The 15,044-nt window shown below is 72.0% G+C and carries 18 protein-coding genes; 9 read left to right on the top strand and 9 right to left on the bottom strand.

Annotation, left to right across the window (positions count from 1 at the left end):
• Positions 1 to 312 precede the first annotated feature (312 nt).
• On the top strand, positions 313 to 489 hold the full coding sequence (locus tag ACRAKI_RS25530) for an SDR family NAD(P)-dependent oxidoreductase (protein ID WP_447008507.1): 177 nt from the start codon (positions 313 to 315) through the stop codon (positions 487 to 489).
• 75 nt (positions 490 to 564) lie between these two features.
• Entirely contained in the window at positions 565 to 690 is a 126-nt protein-coding gene (locus ACRAKI_RS25525; protein ID WP_447003052.1) for an SDR family oxidoreductase, read from the top strand.
• Between the two features lie 41 nt (positions 691 to 731).
• On the opposite strand, the gene ACRAKI_RS25520 is transcribed toward ACRAKI_RS25525, so the two are convergent.
• Positions 732 to 1,247, bottom strand: a complete 516-nt coding sequence (locus ACRAKI_RS25520; protein ID WP_447003051.1) for a lytic polysaccharide monooxygenase auxiliary activity family 9 protein — start codon at positions 1,245 to 1,247, stop codon at positions 732 to 734.
• 371 nt (positions 1,248 to 1,618) lie between these two features.
• On the opposite strand from ACRAKI_RS25520, the gene ACRAKI_RS25515 reads away from it, so the two are divergent.
• On the top strand, positions 1,619 to 2,155 hold the full coding sequence (locus tag ACRAKI_RS25515; RefSeq protein WP_447003050.1) for a DUF308 domain-containing protein: 537 nt from the start codon (positions 1,619 to 1,621) through the stop codon (positions 2,153 to 2,155).
• A 199-nt stretch (positions 2,156 to 2,354) separates the two neighbouring features.
• Positions 2,355 to 2,564 carry a hypothetical protein gene (locus tag ACRAKI_RS25510; protein ID WP_447003049.1) on the top strand — a complete coding sequence of 70 codons (210 nt, stop codon included), beginning with the start codon at positions 2,355 to 2,357 and terminating at the stop codon, positions 2,562 to 2,564.
• Between the two features lie 144 nt (positions 2,565 to 2,708).
• On the opposite strand, the gene ACRAKI_RS25505 is transcribed toward ACRAKI_RS25510, so the two are convergent.
• Positions 2,709 to 2,858 carry a hypothetical protein gene (locus ACRAKI_RS25505; protein ID WP_447003048.1) on the bottom strand — a complete coding sequence of 50 codons (150 nt, stop codon included), beginning with the start codon at positions 2,856 to 2,858 and terminating at the stop codon, positions 2,709 to 2,711.
• Positions 2,859 to 3,162: 304 nt separating this feature from the next.
• Between ACRAKI_RS25505 and ACRAKI_RS25500 the strand changes: the two genes are divergently transcribed.
• Positions 3,163 to 3,900: an alpha/beta hydrolase gene (locus ACRAKI_RS25500; RefSeq protein ID WP_447003047.1), complete on the top strand. Its 738-nt coding sequence runs from the start codon at positions 3,163 to 3,165 to the stop codon at positions 3,898 to 3,900.
• A gap of 353 nt (positions 3,901 to 4,253) precedes the next feature.
• Positions 4,254 to 5,009 (top strand): methyltransferase domain-containing protein, encoded by a 756-nt coding sequence (locus tag ACRAKI_RS25495; protein WP_447003046.1) that lies wholly within the window; start codon positions 4,254 to 4,256, stop codon positions 5,007 to 5,009.
• On the opposite strand, the gene ACRAKI_RS25490 is transcribed toward ACRAKI_RS25495, so the two are convergent.
• From ACRAKI_RS25490 to gabT, 3 genes are all read right to left on the bottom strand, one after another.
• Positions 5,006 to 5,668, bottom strand: coding sequence for a hypothetical protein (locus ACRAKI_RS25490; protein WP_447003045.1), 663 nt, complete (start codon positions 5,666 to 5,668; stop codon positions 5,006 to 5,008). The two genes, ACRAKI_RS25495 and ACRAKI_RS25490, sit on opposite strands and share 4 nt — an antisense overlap.
• 69 nt (positions 5,669 to 5,737) lie before the next feature.
• Complete coding sequence (locus ACRAKI_RS25485; protein WP_447003044.1) at positions 5,738 to 7,165, bottom strand: aldehyde dehydrogenase family protein; 1,428 nt, start codon at positions 7,163 to 7,165, stop codon at positions 5,738 to 5,740.
• Positions 7,162 to 8,415, bottom strand: coding sequence for a 4-aminobutyrate--2-oxoglutarate transaminase (gene gabT, locus ACRAKI_RS25480; protein ID WP_447003043.1), 1,254 nt, complete (start codon positions 8,413 to 8,415; stop codon positions 7,162 to 7,164). Before gabT ends, ACRAKI_RS25485 begins: the two co-directional genes overlap by 4 nt.
• Positions 8,416 to 8,496: 81 nt before the next feature.
• Here gabT and ACRAKI_RS25475 point away from each other — a divergent pair, with 81 nt between their 5' ends.
• Positions 8,497 to 9,783: a PucR family transcriptional regulator gene (locus ACRAKI_RS25475; protein ID WP_447003042.1), complete on the top strand. Its 1,287-nt coding sequence runs from the start codon at positions 8,497 to 8,499 to the stop codon at positions 9,781 to 9,783.
• Between the two features lie 52 nt (positions 9,784 to 9,835).
• The gene (locus ACRAKI_RS25470) at positions 9,836 to 10,321 is read left to right on the top strand and encodes a hypothetical protein (RefSeq protein WP_447003041.1); all 486 of its coding nucleotides are present in this window, start codon (positions 9,836 to 9,838) and stop codon (positions 10,319 to 10,321) included.
• Positions 10,322 to 10,373: 52 nt separating this feature from the next.
• Here the strand turns inward: ACRAKI_RS25470 and ACRAKI_RS25465 are convergent, their stop codons facing one another.
• Positions 10,374 to 10,541 (bottom strand): hypothetical protein, encoded by a 168-nt coding sequence (locus tag ACRAKI_RS25465; protein ID WP_447003040.1) that lies wholly within the window; start codon positions 10,539 to 10,541, stop codon positions 10,374 to 10,376.
• Between the two features lie 188 nt (positions 10,542 to 10,729).
• Between ACRAKI_RS25465 and ACRAKI_RS25460 the strand changes: the two genes are divergently transcribed.
• Positions 10,730 to 12,142, top strand: a complete 1,413-nt coding sequence (locus ACRAKI_RS25460) for a protein kinase domain-containing protein (protein ID WP_447003039.1) — start codon at positions 10,730 to 10,732, stop codon at positions 12,140 to 12,142.
• Between the two features lie 151 nt (positions 12,143 to 12,293).
• Here ACRAKI_RS25460 and ACRAKI_RS25455 read toward each other — a convergent pair whose 3' ends face one another.
• From ACRAKI_RS25455 to ACRAKI_RS25445, 3 genes are all read right to left on the bottom strand, one after another.
• Positions 12,294 to 13,250, bottom strand: coding sequence for an LLM class F420-dependent oxidoreductase (locus tag ACRAKI_RS25455; protein WP_447003038.1), 957 nt, complete (start codon positions 13,248 to 13,250; stop codon positions 12,294 to 12,296).
• An 8-nt stretch (positions 13,251 to 13,258) separates the two neighbouring features.
• The gene (locus tag ACRAKI_RS25450; RefSeq protein WP_447003037.1) at positions 13,259 to 13,906 is read right to left on the bottom strand and encodes an HAD family hydrolase; all 648 of its coding nucleotides are present in this window, start codon (positions 13,904 to 13,906) and stop codon (positions 13,259 to 13,261) included.
• 269 nt (positions 13,907 to 14,175) lie between these two features.
• Complete coding sequence (locus tag ACRAKI_RS25445) at positions 14,176 to 14,910, bottom strand: alpha/beta fold hydrolase (RefSeq protein ID WP_447003036.1); 735 nt, start codon at positions 14,908 to 14,910, stop codon at positions 14,176 to 14,178.
• Positions 14,911 to 15,044 lie beyond the last annotated feature (134 nt).

Raw genomic sequence — 15,044 nt, 5'->3', positions numbered from 1 at the left:
ACGAGTCCTATAGCTATTCAACTTCGGACCACCTCCTTCCTCGTGTACCGCGAACCTATGTGAGGTGCCGCGGACCTCGCAACGGATATTTCCCGCCGGTCCACCAGGTGGACCTGATCACCGTCCCGTTCGGTCGCGCCGGCCCGGGATGCGTTGTGGCCGCAAGGGGTCCGATTCCCGCCGGACCGCGATGCGTTGTGCGGCCAAGGTTGTCGGCATGGACTTCGACGGCAAGGTCGCGCTGGTCACGGGCGGCAGCAGGGGTATCGGTGCGGCGGTCGAGGAGACCGTGGCCGTGCTGGGCGGTTGGACGTGTTGGTGAACAACGCCGGGGCGTTCATCGTGGCGCCCGTGGAGGACCTGGGTGTCGCCGAGTTCGACCGGACCTTCGACGTGAACGCGCGTGCGGCGTTCGTGGCGGTGAAGGCGGCGTTGGTGGGGCTGACGAAGGCGTTGGCGCGCGAGTTGGGGCCGCGGGCGTCACGGTGAACCGGGTGCACCCCGGTGCGACCGACACACCGACTCGAACCCGGCGGACGGTCCGGGAGCCGACGTGGTCCGCGGGTGCCCGCGGTCGGGCGTTACGCCTCGCCGGTGGAGGTCGCCGCAGCGGTCGCGTTCCCGGCGTCCGACGAGGCCCGTTACGTGACGGGTGCGCAGTTGCACGTCGACGGCGGCTCCACCGCCTGACCCCCGCGTGAGTCCTAGGACTCACGCGGGGTGTGGGTGGGTTAGCCGGCGTTGACGTCGATGCACGCGTAGAACGCGTTGGCGGTGTCACCTATGTTCCAGATGGCGAGCACCGTCTGACGGCCGGAGGCGCCCAGGTTCACCGTGTGCGACACGGTGGCCGGGGGCTGCTGGTTGCCGCCGTCGAAGAACCCGACCCGCCTGCCGCTCACGTAGTACTCGTAGTTCGCGGTGCGGTGCCGGGCGGTGAAGGTCCAGTTGAAGGTGACGGACCGTCCGGTGGAGGCGACCCGCCAACCCTTGTTGTCGTCGTTCAGCTCGGCGAACCGGGCGACGCCGCCGTTGCAGCTGCGCAGGCCCTTCGGGCCTTCGACGCTCTGCGGCTCGTACTTGATGTCGCCGCACGGCACGAGACCGCGGGCGCACTGGGCCTGACGGCTGGGCGGTGACGACACGTAGCCGTGCGCGTACGCGGGAGCTGATGGCAGGACGATCGTCACGAGCGGCGCGACGAGCACGCCTGCCGCCACCGCGGCGATCCTTCGGCGGAGTGACATGAGGACTCCTTCGGTCGGATGGGCGGAAACGCTTGTGGCGAACGCCGACCCGAGTGCGCGTGGGTGCGGAACAGGCGTTCACCCAACGCGGCGGCAGGTCTAGACCATACTCTCTGTGATTGGTTGATGACAACTGTTACAGGCGGAGCTGGTCAGGTGTTTGTCCTGTCCGATCGAACCCTGCGGTGTCCGGACCTGGTTCGCGGAGGTGCTTGCGGAGTCCGAACCTGGTTCGCGGGGTGCTGATCACCGGTGGGTGACGGGCCATGGCAACAACGGACAGGACTACGACCACCCACCTGCGCACGACCAGCCCTGGCACACTCCTGAACGTGGTCTCGTTACGGATGAGTCCAGCCCTGTGGGCGTGGATGGGCCTGATCTACACCGGTCTGGGTGTGTTCACGGTGGTCAACTCTCTGGTCGCGAGTATCGACTTGTGGCCGCTGGCGCTGATGGGAGTGCTGTTCCTGCTGGGCGGCGTCCACGGCTTCGTCGCCTGTGTCCAAGCTCGCCGAGCGGGCGTGAGGTGGCTTGAACTCATCGAGTCGGGAGCCCTCCGGTTGGCTGCCGAGGAACGCGTGCGCGCCCAGCGGGAGCAGGCGGACCGGGCCCGTCGGTCCGCAGTCGAAGAACTCGATCGCGCTCGGCATGGGCAGGGAGGGCCAAAGCATCTCCTGCGGTCGCGATACCGACCGGATCTGACCGAGCGGCTCGACCGGGTACAGCGGATGCTCGCGGCCGGATCGTTCATCAGCGCGACCCGGGAACTGGAGGATTGGCGCGCCAACACCGCAGACAGCGCTGAAATCGTCGAAATCCACAGGCTGCTGGACCAAGTCGAACGCGCCAGAGCCGAAGCCGCGACCGGCCGGGGGCGGGCGAAGCGGCGGTGGCGACGGCGGTGATCCTCGTCGTACTGGTGGCAGCGGCGATCGTGTTCGCGCCGCCGTTCCTCGGGCAGTCCTGGTGTCCCCAACCCGAAAATCCGCAAAGTAGGGCTGGACAACCGGCTCACCCAGCGTCCGGACCTGCTTCGCGGAGCGCAGGCCAGAGGCACGTCGCCCAGCGAGGTTCGAGCGGAACGGACATGGTTGGCCGGAGAACGTGACCGACCACATGGCAGGGCTCCGCCGCCGCCATCCGTCGCTGCGCAGGCTGGAACGGAAGAGCGGCTTCCTCGTCGAGTGGTGGAGCGACGGCGAGCTGCTGGTCCTCCAGGACTCGCTGGACGGGCAGTCGACGGCACGGGTGCCGAACCTGAACCGTGCCAAGGCCGTGGTGCGGACATGGCGCCTGGTCACCCCGCTCACTTGACCGGCGCGCCGGCGAACGGCCGCCCCGCATCGAGGCCGTCGCCGGGCTGCTTTCTCACGGGCGCCCGATGAGTGCAGTGCCCGCATGTAGTGCCGAGGTGCACCGAAGACTTCCGGGGCGGCTGGATGGTCACGTCCCCTTCGATCACCCCCGCTGCCAACCACGCGCTTCGACCAGGTCGAAGACCGCCTGCCAGTCGTCTGCCGAGGTGTCCGGGACGAACACGTCAGGGAGCGCCCCCGTGAGTTCCGGGTCGAAGGAGCTGCGGACCTCATCCCGGTGCAGTTCTGACATGCGGGGGCATGATGCCTGGCCAGCGCCGTGGTCACAGCCGGATTGCGTGGGCGGTCGCCGCCGTGTGACCTGCGGGCCGGGCTCGACACTGCCGTCGGCGGGTAAGAGCGGACATTCGGCGGGTCCGGGGCCGCAAACCCGTTGGCAGGCCACGGGTGCCGCTGCTACGTTCCCGGCGACCGCGCGAGAGATCGAGGAGGTGGTACCCGTGAACGTATCGACATGGGTGCTCCCCTCCGGGGTCGCGGTCGGGCGATAGGCCGTCCGGGAGCGCCGTTCGCGAGCACTCCCGAAAGGCACGACCATGGGGTTCACCTCCGAACAGCGCCTCGACGACGGCGTCCTCGAACGTGAATTCACGCTAGGCGAGATCCCAGGCATCCTGTGGACGCCCGGACCCGCATCCGCATCCGCACCGGCGCCGCTGATCCTGCTCGGCCACCCCGGCGGACTGCGCACGATGTACCCACGACTGGTGGCCCGGGGCCGGCACGCCGCGGCGGAGCGTTTCGCCTCGGCCACCATCGAACTTCCCGGAGGCGGTGACCGGCCCCGTTCCGCCGTCGCCGACGAGGCTCGCGCCGACCTGCGCCGGGCACTGGAAGCCGGTGAGCCGGTTGCCGACGAGATCGTCGACCGGCTGGTCCTCCCGTTGGTGGACAAGGCGGTCCCGGAATGGCGGGCCGTCCTGGACGCCCTCCTCGCACTGCCGGGGATCGGCGGCCAGGTCGGGTACGCGGGAGGGGTGATCGCCATCGGCATCCGGCTGGCGGTGGTCGAGCCGCGCATCTCGGCCGCCCTCCTGTTCGCCGGGAGCTTCGTGCCCCGCACCATGGTCGAGGAGGCCCGGCAGGTCACCATTCCGCTGCAGGTCCTGCTGCAGTGGGACGACGCGGGGAACGACCGGCAGCTGGCCCTGGAGCTGTTCGACGCCTTCGGCTCCGAGGAGAAGACGTTGCACGCCAACATGGGCGGGCACACCGGCATCCCTCAGTTCGAGGGGGACGACGGGAACCGGTTCTTCGCCCGGCACCTGAAGTGAGACCGACCCGCCGGGCCGGCAGCGGACGACAGCAGCTTCTACCGCCCGTGGGGAGGCGGGCTCCCCGGCCTCTGGTGTCGGCACATCACGTTCCACACCGCAGGCACGAGCCTCCACGTCGTGCTGGGTGACGCGGGCGACGGCGGACTGGTCCCATCGGCGACCGCCATCGCGGTCCTGCACCCCGCGACCCCGCTCCCGGAATGGGCGACCCGCTGACGAACCGGCCCCCGCACCCTCGGTCTCCGCTCGGTGGGCGGCTGCACCTCCACAGCGCCAAGTCGTCCGGGCCGCGGCACGGCGTCTCCACGACCCCCGACGCGGGGCGGGGCGGTTGTGCCAGCATGGGGCGCATGCCTGTCACCCCCGAGAGTCCTGCCGGGTCCGCGGACGTGGCCGTGGCCGTGGCCGTGGTCAACGACTACGACAGCTTCGGCGAGGCGTACGCGGTCGAGAACGAGACCAGCCTCCTCAACGCCTATTACACGCTTCCCGCCATGCTGAACCTGGCCGGGGACGTGGCCGGCAGGCAGGTCCTCGACGCCGGCTGCGGCTCCGGCCCCCTGTTCGCGGCGCTGCGCGACCGGGGCGCCACCGTGAGCGGCTTCGACTTCAGCACCACGATGGTCGAGCTGGCCCGGAAGCGGCTCGGCGCCGACGCGGCCCTGCGGGTCGCCGACATCAGCGGTCCGCTGCCGTACCCGGACGCCTCGTTCGACGACGTCGTCGCGGCCCTGGTGCTGCACTACCTGGAGGACTGGACCGCACCGCTGGCCGAGCTGCGGCGCGTGCTGAGGCCCGGCGGCCGGCTGATCATGGCCGTCAACCACCCGATCATCTTCAAGCTGATCTATCCCGAACGCGACTACTTCGCGACCGCCGAGTGGTCGGAGGAGTACACGTTCAACGGCCGGAAGGCCGTGCTCACGTACTGGCACCGGCCGCTGCACGCGATGACGGACGCCTTCACCGCGGCCGGTTTCCGCACCGCCGTCATCAGCGAACCGCCCCCGGCGCCGGAAGCCCGCGAACTCTTCCCCGACGAGCTGGCGAAGTATCCCTCCGGGGCCTTCCTGAGCTTCCTGTTCTTCGTCCTGGAGGCCGTCTAGCCGCTGCGGCGCGGCACGGACGACGGTGTCGGCGCGTGTGGCGCCAGGAGCCGTTCGACGTGCGGACGCAGTTGGTCAGGGCCGAGCACGGTTGTCAGCGGCGAGTTGGCGATCGCGGTCGACCGCTCGTCGGCGCTCTCGGCGATGGCGTCCGCGGTGCGCCCGCTGCCGCGCAGCACCACCAGCGGGCGGTTGCGGCACAGGCTGTGCTCGGCGTCCTGGAACGTGATCGCACCGCCGTTGACCAGCACGGTCAGCGAGGACCGCGGCCCGGCCACCACGTCGGCCACGTCCGCGAGCCACGGCGACTCGTCACCCCACGTCCTGCCCGGGACCAGCACCAGGTGGGTGTGGTTCGGCTCGAACGCGACCGCGTCGACGGCGACCTCGGCGGCCACCCCGATCAACGGGAACCGCCCGCCCTCCGCCGCCCTGGCCCGGCCGACGGCCCGCATCACGCCGATGTCCGTGCCACCGTCGACCACCACGGCGTCGCGCTCGTCCAGCACCGCGACCAGACCGCGCAGCACCGCTTCCAGCGCCTCCAGGTCGGCCGCGTCCATCCCGGCGGCGCCGCCGACGAGCACCAGCACAGGCCGGCTCACCGGCAGCCCCGCACCGCTCAGCCCGGCTTTCGACGTGACGCGCACCGTGTCCACGATCGGCGACCGTACCTGTGCGCGCCCCGTCCCACGCCGTTCCACCCCCGATGTCGGGTGCGCCAGGACCTACAGCTCCAGGCCGGTGAGCACCAGGACCCGCTGCTCGGTCAGGTCCTCCATGGCCGCACGCACCCCCTCGCGCCCGGTGCCCGACTCCTTGACGCCGCCGTACGGCATCTGGTCGGCGCGGAAGCTCGGCACGTCGCCCACGATCACCCCGCCCACCGCCAGCCGCTTCGCCGCGCGGAACGCCAACCGGACGTCGTGCGTGAAAACCCCGGCCTGCAACCCGAACCGGGACGCGTTCACCCGGTCGAACGCCTCGTCCACCGACGGGACGGAGTCCAGCACCACCACCGGGCCGAACACCTCCTCGTCCACCACCTTGCACGCCGCCGGCACGTCCGCCAACACGGTCGGCTCGTACGTCGCGCCGCTCCGCCGGCCGCCGGTCAGCACCCGCGCGCCGGCCGCCACGGCCTCGTCCACCCACGCCTCGACGCGCCGCGCGGCAGCCTCGTTGATCAGCGGGCCGACGTCGGTGGCCGGATCGGCCGGGTCACCCGTGCCGAGCTTGCGCACGTGCGCCACCACGGCTTCCGCCACCGCCGGGTACACGTCCTCGTGGACGTACACGCGTTGCACCGAGATGCACGACTGCCCGCCCTGGTACATGGAGAACGTCGCGATCCGCTGCGCCGCCCGGTCCACGTCAGTCCAATCAGGACAGACGACGGCCGCCGCGTTGCCGCCCAGCTCCAGCACGACGTGCTTGCGCGGCACGCGGTCCAGGATCGAGTAGCCGACCGGACCCGATCCGGTGAACGACACCACCGGCAGCCTCGGGTCCTCGGCCAGCGCGCCCGCCACCTCGTTCGGCACCGGCAGCACCGACCACGACCCGGCGGGCAGGTCGGTTTCCGCCAGCAGCCCACCCAGCAGCAGCGCGACCAGCGGCGTGGCCGGCGCGGGCTTGACCACGATCGGGGCGCCGACCGCCAACGCGGGCGCGACCTTGTGCGCCACCAGGTTCAGCGGGAAGTTGAACGGCGCGATGCCCAGCACGGGACCGCGCGGCGCCCGCCGCACCAGCGCCAGCCTGCCGTCCGCCGTCGGATCGGTGTCGAGCCGCTGGAGCTCACCGGAGAACCGGCGTGCCTCCTCGGCCGCCCACCGGAACGTCGACACCGCCCGGGTCACCTCGATCCGCGACCACTTCACCGGTTTGCCGGACTCGGCGGTGATCAGCGCGGCCACTTCGCCGGCACGCTCGGCCAGCCGCCGCGACACGTGGTCCAGGGCCGCCGCACGGGCGTGCGCGGGCAGTGCGGCGAACTCCTCGGCCACGGCGTGCGCGGCGGCCACGGCGCGTTCCACGTCCTCGGCGGTCGCGTTCGACGTGACGCCGGCCAGGGCGCCGTCGTGCGGGGTGCGGACCTCGACCAGGTCCTCGCTCGTCGCGGGCTGTCCCGCGACCCAGTACGGCGTCGTCACTGAATGGCTCCTTCGAGTACGTCGAGGCCTTCGGCCAACAGGTCGTCCGGGATGACGAGGGGCGGCAGCAGGCGGATCACGTTCCCGCGGGTGCCGCAGGTCAGCACGACCACACCGGCCGCGTGGCAGGTGGCCGCGACCCGCGCGGCCTCCTCGGCGGACGTCAGCTCCACGGCCAGCATCGCGCCCCGGCCGCGTGCCTCCACGACCGCGTCCAGGCCGCGCAGGCGGGGCAGCGCGGTCGCCTCGATCCGCCGGGCGGCGGCGTTGAGGTCCAGGTCGCGCATGGTGTCGATCGCGGCGGACGCGGCGGCGCACGCCACCGGGTTGCCGCCGTACGTGCCGCCGAGCCCGCCCGCGCGCACCGCGTCCATCACGTCCACGCGTCCGGTCACGGCGGCCAGCGGCAGGCCGCCCGCGATGCCCTTCGCCGTGGTCACCAGGTCCGGCACCACGCCTTCGTGGTCGCAGGCGAACCAGTCGCCGGTGCGGCAGAAGCCCGTCTGGACCTCGTCCGCGACGAGCAGCACGTCGTTGCGCCGGCACCAGTCGGCGAGCGCGGCGAGGAACCCCGGCGCGGGCACGATGAACCCGCCCTCGCCCTGGATCGGCTCGACCACCACGCACGCGACCCCGTCCGGCTCCCCGATGGCGTCCACGGCGCGCTGGGCCGCTTCCCCGCCGGTCAGGCCGTCGTGCAGCGGGTAGGAGCCGGGCACGCGGCGCACCTCGGGCGTGAACGGTCCGAACCCCTGCTTGTACGGCACCTCCTTCGCGGTCAACGCCAGCGTGAGGTTGGTGCGGCCGTGGTAGGCGTGGTCGAACGCCACGACGCCCGGCCGTCCGGTGGCGTGCCGGGCGATCTTGACCGCGTTCTCCACCGCCTCCGCGCCGGAGTTGAGCAGCACCGAGCGCTTGTCGTGCCCGCCGGGGGTCAGCTCGGCCAGCCGTTCACAGACCTCCAGGTAACCCTCGTACGGGGTGACCATGAAGCACGTGTGGCTGAACCGGTCGATCTGCTCGTGCACGGCGCGGGCGACGCGGGGCGCGGGGTTGCCGACGCCGGTCACCGCGATGCCGGAGCCGAAGTCGATCAGCCGGTTGCCGTCGACGTCCACCAGGAGGCCCGGCTCGGCGTGGTCCACGAAGACCGGGAGGGTTGAGCCGACACCGGCGGCGACCGCGCCCTTGCGCCGTTCGGCCAGCTCACGCGAGCGCGGGCCGGGGATCTCGGTGCGCAGTCGGGCCATGGGACCAGCATCGCCCCTGCGGCGGTGCGGCGACAGTGTCCAGTGTGGCGAGCTTCCCCGCGGGTGTTGTACACAGTGTCCATGGCTTTGACGGTCGGGGCGCTGGCCCGCGAGGTCGGTCTGACCGTGCACGTGGACGCCGGGCTCGACCGGGTCGTGACGTGGGTGCACAGCACGGAGCTGGCCGATCCGACGCCGTTCCTGGAGGGCGGCGAGCTGCTGCTGACCACGGGGATCGCGCTCGGGCCGCACGCCGAGTACGTGCGGCGGCTGGTGGCGGTGGGCGTGGTGGGCCTCGGGTTCGGGACGGGGCTGAGCCATTCGCACGTGCCTGACGGGTTGGTCCGGGCCGCGCGGGAGGCCGGGCTGGCCTTGCTGGAGGTGCCTCGCGCCACGCCGTTCATCGCGATCACCAAGGCGGTGTCGCGGGCCGTCGCGGCGGACGAGTACGCGGCCCTTGCACGCACCAGCGAGGCACAGCGCGCGCTGACGCGTGCGGCGGTCGGCGAAGGGCCTCTCGGTGTCGTGCGGCGGCTGGCGCGGCTCCTCGACGGCGGGGCGGCGTTGCTGGACCCGAGCGGCGCTCCGGTGCACGTCGTGGGCTCGCTGCCCGACCTCTCCGGTGACGTGCGGCGGCTCGCGGCGTCGGGCGGTCCGGCAGGGGCGGCGTGGCGGGTGGGGGAGCGGCACGCCGCGATGCAGGTGCTCGGCCGGCGCGGGTACCTGGCCGTCGCGGCGGACCGGCCGCTGGACGCCGGGGTGGTGAACACCGCCGCGTCCCTGCTCACGGTGGCGTTGGCGCGGTCGGACGAGGTGGAGGGGGTGCGGCGGGACCTGCGGGAGGCGCGGTTCCGGCTGCTGCTGGCGGGTGTTCCGGTGGACGGGGTGCCGGACGGGCCGTTCCGGGTCTTCGTGCTGCGAGACGGGGTTGAGCCGTCGTCGGGGTTCTGGCCGTCTGGGTTCTGGGCGGAGGTGGACGGACGGGTGGTCGTGCTGGCGCACGAGGTGGACGTGCCCGCCGCCGCGTCGAGCCCGGTGGACGTGCGGGGTGTCGCTCGCGGGTATCGGGAGGCACTGCGGGCGTGGGAAGAAGGGGTGGCGACGTTCGAGGAGGTCGCCGGGGCCGGTCTGCTGGCGGCGGACGCGGCCGACTTCGCCGCCGTCCTGCTCGCGCCGCTCGACGACGTGCTGCGTAGGACGGTGCGGGTGTGGCTCTCGTGCCACGGTCAGGCCGACCCGGCCGCCACGCGCCTGGGCGTGCACCGGCACACCGTGCGGAACCGGATCCGGCGGGTGGAGGAACTTCTGGGGCGTTCGTTGGAATCCGCCGGTGTGCGCGCCGAATTGTGGCTGGCCCTGCACGCTTGACCGATAAGGTCGTCGGGCACCGCCGCCCAGGCCCTTACTCCGAGGGGACTCCTTGGCGCGCTTCCGATTCCTGGCCCGCGCGGCCGGTGTCGTGACCGTCACCGCGGTGCTGCTCGCCGCCGTGCTGACCAGCCCTGCCGGCGCCTGCGTCTGCTTCCCGGGCAACGAGGCGCTGCGCTACCAGCAGGCGACGCACGTGTTCTCCGGCAAGGTGGTCAGCGAGAAGGTCGAGGTGCGGGACGGCCACGACGACCGGTACCGGTACGGGGTGGTCGTGCGCGCCGAGTACAAGGGCGACGTGCCGCGCTTCGTCACCGTCGTGACGCTGAAGAACTACTCGTGCAGCTTCAGGATGACGGTGGGCGTCGAGTACCTGGTCTTCAACCGGCTGGCCTCGTCGGACGGCCTGCTGCAGATCGACCAGTGCGGCGGCACCCGGTCGGGTGCGTCCGGCCCACCGGTGACCACGTCGCCGTCCTCTCCCGGCATGACGACGACCCCGCCCAGCACGGCACCCTGTGCGACCGCAACGCCGTGACGGATGCGCCGATCGGATGTCGAGGTTCACTCCGTTGGGTGATCTCCGGCGCTCATCCGACGGGTTCGTCGCCCATGACCGGCCCATGCTCGTACTCTTCGTCCGGGTCGGTGCCGTACTGCGCCGGCCTCACCCCGTCCACCTCGCCGAGGGCGTCCACCTTGGCCGCCGGGTCGTCGATGAACTCGTCGATCGTGGGCTCCCGCTCGCGTTCGGTCATGCCGCGGAGGTACCCAGCTGGCGGCCGTCCGACACGGGTGCGGGAACCCGAAGAAAAGACGGGTTTGTGACGAGCGCACTGCGGGTAGGTGGATTCGATAAGGACGAACGGGGTGGCTCGCCGCGTCACACGACCGGTAGCTTCCGGCCTCCGGGCCGGCTTCGTCGACACAGCGGAGGTTCAACCGGATGTGGGACGGTGACCTGACGGGAGAGGTGGTCGACGGCAGGTACGCCCTGGGTGTCCTGTACGGGTCGGGCGGGATGGCCGAGGTGTACCGCGCGTTCGACACCCGCCTCGACCGGAAGGTCGCGATCAAGTTCTTCCAGGGCGAGGCCTCCGGTGAGGACCGGATCCGGCTCGACCGCGAGGCGCAGGTGCTGGGCGCGATGCGCTGCCCCGGCCTCGTCGAGGTCTACGGCACCGGCGTCTTCCGCGGCCGGCCCTTCTTCGTGATGCAGGCGGTCGACGGCGGCACGCTGCGGCGGCGGATGCGCGGCGCGATGGCGCCCGAGGTGGTGGCCACGGTCGGCGCGCAGATCGCGGGCGTGCTGGCCTACGTGCACTCGCAGGACGTCGTGCACCGGGACGTGAAGCCGTCGAACATCCTGCTCGACGCCGAGGGGCGGCGTGCCTACCTGGCCGACTTCGGGCTGGCGCTGCAAGGCCAGGTCACCCGCGTCACCCGGTCGGGGATACTGGTCGGCACCGCCGGCTACCTCGCGCCGGAGCAGGTGCGTGGCGGCGACGTGCTGCCGGCCGCCGACGTCTACGCGCTGGGCCTGGTGCTGCTGGAGTGCCTGACCGGGCGGCCCGAGTACCCCGGCGGTGACACGGAGGCGGCGCTGTCCCGGCTGCACCGCGAGCCGCGCATCCCGGCCAACCTGCCGGAGCCGTGGACCGCCGTGCTGACCGAGATGACCGCGTCGGACCCGACCAAGCGGCCGTCCGCGGCGGAGTGCGAGCGGCTGCTGGACGAGGCGGCGCGGTCGAGCGTGGGGCTGCTGCCGCTGGTCGAGGTGGCGGTGGTGGACCGGGCCGAGGTGGCGGTGGCGGACCGGGCCGAGGTGGCGGCCGAGCCCAAGAAGGGCAACAACCGGCTGTTGTTCGCCGGTGCGGCGGTGGCCGTGGGCGCGTTGACGCTGCTGGGCGTGGTGACGCTGGGGGACGCGTTCGCGCCGGGGGCAGGCTCGGACCCGGGCTCCGGCGAGGCCGGTCAGACCACGACCACCGCGCCCGCTCCGGTCGCGGAGCAGGCGTCGAAGAGCGGTGTGGCGGACCCCGCGACGTCTGCCGGAACAGTGCCGGACGGATCGCCGGCGCAGGTGCGACCGGTGGGGACCGGGACTGAGGACGGCTCGGTCGGCGGGGTCGCCCCCGGCACGGGGACGGACACCGATACCGACACCGGGACCGGGTCGGACCACCCGGCGGACGACGACGAAGTCGCCGGTGGCGGCAACACCAAGCCGCCCAGGGAGCCGGTCGACCCGGCGACGAAGGCGCCGGCGAACCCGCCGGAGGTCATCGCCCCGTCGCCCGTGACACCGACCGCGGTCGGCCCACCGGCGAGGGAAGGCGCGACGACCGGCCGAGGCTGACGCCCGGTTCTGCGCTGTGGGGTTCGACGCGTGGCGTTCGACGCGTGGGGTTCGACGCGTGGGGTTCGACGCTGTGAACAGACCCGTACGGCCCGCACGGCAACTCCGTGCGGGCCGTACGGCGTAGAAGTCGCGTGGGCGCGTGGGCGTGTCAGCGGAGGGCGGGGAGGAGCTCGGCCTTCGCGAAGTCCAGGAATTCCGGCTGGTGGTCGCCGCCGATCTGCACGAGCGCCAGATCGGTGAAGCCCGCGTCGCGGAACTTGGCCACCGCCTCCACCACCGGCCCGACGTCCGGTCCGCACGGGATCTTCGCGGCCACGTCCTCCGGCCGCACGAACTGCGTCGCACCGGCGAACCCGGCCGTCCCCGGCAGCTCCGCGTTGACCTTCCAGCCACCCGCGAACCACCGGAACTGCTCGTGCGCCCGTTCGACGGCCTTGTCCCGGTCCGGGTCCCAGCAGATCGGCAGCTGACCGATCTTCCGAGACTGACTGCCCTGGAACACGTCCCACTCCTGGCTCAACGACGCGTCCGGCTCGACCGCCACCATCGCGTCGGCCAGCGGCGCGAACATCCGCACCGACTGCCCGCCGGACACCGCCACGGCGATCGGCACCCGCTGCTCGGGCAGGTCCCAGAGCTTCGCCGAGTCCACCCGGAAGTGTTGACCCGAGTAGTTGACGTACCCGCCGTCGAACAGCTGCGAGATGATCTCCACCGCCTCGCGCAGCAACTCGTGCCGCACGTTCACCGGCGGCCAGCCGCGCCCGACCACGTGCTCGTTGAGGTTCTCCCCGGCGCCGATGCCCAACGTGAACCGGTTGCCGGACAGCAGCTGCACGGTCGCTGCCTTCTGCGCCACCACAGCCGGGTGGTACCGCACCGTCGGGCACGTCACGTAGGTCATCAGCTCGACGTGGTCGGTCGCCTGCGTGACCGCGCCCAGCACGCTCCAGGCGTACGGGGCGTGACCCTGCTCGTCCAGCCACGGCGAGTAGTGGTCGCTCATCACCTCGAAGTCGAAACCGGCCCGCTCGGCCAGCGCGGCGTGCTCGACCAACTCGCGTGGGCCGGCCTGCTCGGTCATCAGGGTGTAGCCGATGCGCACGCTTCCTCCTACGCCATGGGCAGGTCGGTGAGGTCCGCCCGCAACTCGTCGAGTTCCTCGTAGACTGCCGACGCCCCGGCGTCCCGCAACTCGGCCTCGCCGAAACCACCCGTGAGAAGGCAGACCGAGGGCAGGCCGGCGCGTTGAGCGGCTTCGCAGTCCCAGACGGAGTCGCCGATGACCACCGCGCGACCGTTCCCGTCGACCCGCCGCAACGCCACCTCGATCAGGTCCGGCGCGGGTTTGCTCTGGTCCACGTCGTCCGACGACGTCGACATGACGCCGGACGCGTCGAGCAGCTTCAGGTAGTGGTCCACGTGGTGGCGCTTGCCGGAGGACGCCAGCACCACCGTGCAGTTCTGGTCCATGGCGGCGGCGATCAGGCGGTGCGCGCCTTCCAGCGGTCGGATTTCGGCCAGCATCGGCTCGAACGCGGCTTCCCACGCGGTGCGGATGGCGTCGCCGTGCTCACGTTCCACGTGGTCGCCGGCGACGGCGCCGACGAGCTTGTCCCCGCCCATCCCGATGGCGCGGTGCAGCCGCCAGGTCGGCACGGTGATGTCGAAACGCCGGAACGCGCGGAACCAGGCCACCGCGTGGTGGTAGTTGGTGTCCACCAGCGTGCCGTCCACGTCGAGGACGAGCGTGTTGGTCATGGGGCCTGGTTAACCAGGCCGGACCACCCGCAAACCGCCCACCGCGAGCCCTCCACCCGGACACCCCGAACCTTCCAGTCGGACACCGCGAACCTCGCGCTCACGACGGCTAGGCCGGTTCGAAAGGCCGGACCGGCTTGCTCGCGGTGCCCGACAGCGCGACTCGCGGTGTCCGACCGGATGACTCGCGGGCCGGGGCGGCGTGTTCGCGGTGCCGGACCGGACGACTCGTGGTGTCTGGGTGGAGGACTCGCGCGGGGTGGGGTGGGTTATTGGGATTGGGCGTCTAGGAACTGTTCGATCAGGCGAGCCCATTCGGCGGGGGCTTCGAGGGCGGGGGCGTGGCCGCTGTCGAGTTCGGCCCACTGCGCGCCGGGGATCATGTCCGCGAGGGCGCGGGTGGTGGCGGGGGTGATCAGGCGGTCGTGCTTGGTGCCGATCACGAGGGTCGGGACGGTCAGGGACGGTGCTTCGTCGCGCAGGTCGGCGCGCTGCACGAGGTCGACCTGTTCGGGGGTGCCGGGCGGCACGGTGAGGGCGATCAGCTCGAGGAAGCCCTCGGCCTGCTCGGACGTCATCCGCCGGTGGAACGGCTCGCTCAGCACGATCGACATCAGGTAGCGCGCCAACGTGGTGCGGTCGCCGTCCAGCAGCCGACCCCACTTCTGCATCCGCGCCCGGGTGTCGTCGTCGATGCGGGCGAACCCCGCGGTGAGCACCAGGGCCGTCACCCGCTCCGGGTGCCGCTGGGCCGCGCGCATCGCCACCGCGCACCCCATCGAGAAGCCGATGATCGCGAACCGCTCCTCGCCGTCGGCGGCGGCGACGAGGCGGTCGGCCAGGTCGTCCAGCTCCAACGGCGAGGTCGCGCGCGGTGTCGTCCCGGAGCCGGGGAAGTCCACCGCGTGCACTTTGCGCTTGCGCGACAGCTGCGGGATGAGCGGGCTGAAGTTCGCGCGGACGGTGCCACCGGCCCCGTGGGCGAGCAGAAGTGCGGGAGTCACCCGGCCGATTCTGCCGGGCCAAGGAGGTGCGCCGGGGCCGTTTCGGCAGGAAGGCGGCACGAACCCGGTCCGCGACCACCGAGAACACCGGGTTCACGGCTGATTGGTGTGCAAGCACACAGGCACGCGGCTTC

It is taken from the genome of Saccharothrix isguenensis (assembly GCF_052936305.1).
The sequence above is the reverse complement of the archived record's forward strand: the minus strand, read 5'-3'. Positions and strand labels throughout refer to the sequence as shown.

Bases quoted from the DNA above. Each gene is read 5' to 3' on its own strand.
- ACRAKI_RS25500 (WP_447003047.1), top strand. From the start codon at position 3,163: ATGGGGTTCACCTCCGAACAGCGCCTCGACGACGGCGTCCTCGAACGT.
- ACRAKI_RS25450 (WP_447003037.1), bottom strand. From the start codon at position 13,906: ATGACCAACACGCTCGTCCTCGACGTGGACGGCACGCTGGTGGACACC.
- gabT (WP_447003043.1), bottom strand. From the start codon at position 8,415: ATGGCCCGACTGCGCACCGAGATCCCCGGCCCGCGCTCGCGTGAGCTG.
- ACRAKI_RS25460 (WP_447003039.1), top strand. From the start codon at position 10,730: ATGTGGGACGGTGACCTGACGGGAGAGGTGGTCGACGGCAGGTACGCC.
- ACRAKI_RS25465 (WP_447003040.1), bottom strand. From the start codon at position 10,541: ATGACCGAACGCGAGCGGGAGCCCACGATCGACGAGTTCATCGACGAC.
- ACRAKI_RS25520 (WP_447003051.1), bottom strand. From the start codon at position 1,247: ATGTCACTCCGCCGAAGGATCGCCGCGGTGGCGGCAGGCGTGCTCGTC.
- ACRAKI_RS25495 (WP_447003046.1), top strand. From the start codon at position 4,254: ATGCCTGTCACCCCCGAGAGTCCTGCCGGGTCCGCGGACGTGGCCGTG.
- ACRAKI_RS25475 (WP_447003042.1), top strand. From the start codon at position 8,497: ATGGCTTTGACGGTCGGGGCGCTGGCCCGCGAGGTCGGTCTGACCGTG.
- ACRAKI_RS25515 (WP_447003050.1), top strand. From the start codon at position 1,619: ATGGGCCTGATCTACACCGGTCTGGGTGTGTTCACGGTGGTCAACTCT.
- ACRAKI_RS25505 (WP_447003048.1), bottom strand. From the start codon at position 2,858: ATGTCAGAACTGCACCGGGATGAGGTCCGCAGCTCCTTCGACCCGGAA.